The 1,975-nt window shown below is 61.1% G+C and carries 2 protein-coding genes; both read left to right on the forward strand.

Features of this window, described 5'->3' with window-relative positions; all coding sequences use genetic code 11:
• Positions 1–225 precede the first annotated feature (225 nt).
• Positions 226–1,431, forward strand: a complete 1,206-nt coding sequence (locus IEY73_RS32550) for a helix-turn-helix domain-containing protein (RefSeq protein ID WP_189083196.1) — start codon at positions 226–228, stop codon at positions 1,429–1,431.
• Positions 1,432–1,597: 166 nt separating this feature from the next.
• A partial coding sequence (locus IEY73_RS32555) for a GOLPH3/VPS74 family protein (RefSeq protein WP_189083197.1) occupies positions 1,598–1,975 on the forward strand: 378 nt, incomplete at its 3' end.

Raw genomic sequence — 1,975 nt, forward strand, 5'->3', positions numbered from 1 at the left:
CCCTGCCGGAGAGGCACTTCCGTCTATTTACACGCCGGTCGGACCCACCAGTTGATGATCACCGTGAATCACCCGGGCTAGACCGCGTGTTTCCACCAGAGTGTGGTCGATGTCCCACAGGACCAGCCACCGTTCGTTAGCGCCCACGGTCATGTAGTCAGTCTGCCACGCTGGCGTAACCTAGCCCCTACAGCCGTCGTGCCTGCTGGGGGACTGGAGTCTACGGTGGAGATTGATGAGTGGGCGATAGGGCAGCGGATCGCTAGTCACCGCGTTCGTCGAGGAATTACCCAGGATGAACTGGCTGGTCTCGTCGGCATCTCGTTGTCGATGATGAAGAAGATCGAGTCAGGTGACCGGCTCGTGACTCGGTTTTCCCAGATGATCCTGTTCGCTCAGGCGCTGCGCATCAAAGATCTTCGAGAGCTGGCGGGCGTTCCTCTGCCTCTGATGCCTGACGGCCGGCGAGGGCATCCCCGCGCTGATGCGGTTCGGGCAGCCGTGCTCGGTCGTGGCCATGGGGTCGAACCCATGTCGTTGGAGGACGTCCGGAGAAGACTCGACCATGCCTGGAGCACATGGCAGGCGCCGTCAGCCTTTAGGTACGAGGCGGTAGGCCAAGCCCTGCCGGAACTTCTCGGGCAAACGGCAGCTATCGTGAATGCGTCTGCCGGTGCCCGGCGTCGGGCGGCTCTGAGCGTTGCCAGCTTATCGTACCAACTTGCGCGAACCTGGACTAAACGTGTCGGAGAGTACGAACTGTCATTGTTAGTTGCCGACCGTGCCGTGTCATGCGCGCTTGATGCTGACGACCCTCAACTCGCTGGTGCTGCAGCCTGGAACCTTGCCATGATCCTCTCGGCGCAAGGTGAGACCGGACAGGCGCGCGAGGTGGTCCGTCACGCAATAGATCAGTTGCGGCCTCGTACAAGCGACCCCACCCAGGCCGGCCTCGCAGTCTTCGGCGGCTTGCATCTCCTGGCTGCCACTGAGGCGGCACGAGAGGATGACGCAGACGAAGCGCACCGCCTACTCGATGAGGCATCCGCCATTGCCGCTAGGACCGGCGAGACGAATCACTATCGTATGGTCTTCGGACCTACAAACGTGGCGTTGCACAGAATATCAACCACGGCGGAATTGGGTCGAACCGCGCAAGCGCTCGACCTCGCCGAACGGACTGCCGTGGAATCCGCCGCATCGGTAGAGCGCCATCTCACCTATCACCTTGAAGCTGCACGTTGCTACTCCCGGCACAGTAACCAGGTCGCAGCTGTGTACATGTTGAGTCGTGTCCATCGTGACTCGCCAGAGGAACTTCGCTATAACTCCTCGGCTCGTGAGCTTCTTCGCCAGCTGAGCGGAAAAGCTCGGCCGGCCGTCCGGGTGGACCTGCAGCCCCTCATGGTGGCTGCCAACCTCCCAGACTAGAACGCCGCACCCTCGCTTAGGGACACTGGCAGTGTCCCCCACCTGACGTGCCTCGTACCGTCGGGTGATGCGCATACGGTCTAGTCGATCAAGCTTTCTGTGGATTTCGGGTCAACGGAATCCGCTATAAGCGGTAATCGACTAATGGGCTGGAAAGGTGGAGGTCTTGGCGAAGAATAAGGTCGACCCGCCTTCGTCGAGTGTGTCCGCATGGTACCGGGAACCGCAGGACAGGTTGTCGTTGGTTCCGTTCGCTGATGAGTTCTTCCGGTTGGCTCATCACGACGCAACGGGCCGGCTCTTGCTGAGCAGCCCGGTAACGGCCGTTGGACTCAGCGCTGCGCTTCTGGTTGAGCTGGCGTTCTCGAGACGTATCAAGATCAGCGATGGCAGTGTGCGTGTCGAGGATGCAGCTCCTCCGGCGGACGCCTTGTCACACCGGGTTCTTGACCTGATCTCTGGCGAGCCCAACGGGCACACTATTCGTACCTGGCTCGCGTTCCTGCGTACCTTCGCCTATGAAGCCGTCGCGGAGCGGATGACG

The sequence above is a fragment of the Mangrovihabitans endophyticus genome (assembly GCF_014646155.1).
Classification (GTDB): domain Bacteria; phylum Actinomycetota; class Actinomycetes; order Mycobacteriales; family Micromonosporaceae; genus Actinoplanes; species Actinoplanes endophyticus.